This window comes from Blastomonas sp. CCH1-A6 (genome assembly GCF_001556365.1).
GTDB lineage: Bacteria > Pseudomonadota > Alphaproteobacteria > Sphingomonadales > Sphingomonadaceae > Blastomonas > Blastomonas ursincola.
Genome location: NZ_LSIS01000534.1, coordinates 1 through 238, shown reverse-complemented (window position 1 = coordinate 238; position 238 = coordinate 1). Strand labels below are relative to the sequence as shown.

General features: G+C 63.4%; 1 protein-coding gene. It reads right to left on the bottom strand.

The features are described 5' to 3' along the window. The coding region (locus AX735_RS23015; protein WP_202189652.1) for an acyl-CoA dehydrogenase family protein at positions 1-238 on the bottom strand (238 nt) is incomplete at both ends.

The window sequence follows — 238 nt, the reverse complement described above, 5'->3', positions numbered from 1 at the left end:
TCCATCACCAGCCCCTGGCTGCCGATGCCGACATTGGTACCGAAGGTCGATCGCATCGCGGGCGAGGTGCGCCCGAGTTCGAAGGCGATGCGGACCTCTTCCTCCATGTTGAGGCCGAGACCGCCATATTCCTCGCTGATCGACAGGCCGAACAGGCCCAGATCGCGCATGTCCTGGACGAGATCGTCGGGAATCTCGTCGGTCTCTGACACCTGCGCCTCAAGCGGGCGCAACCGTT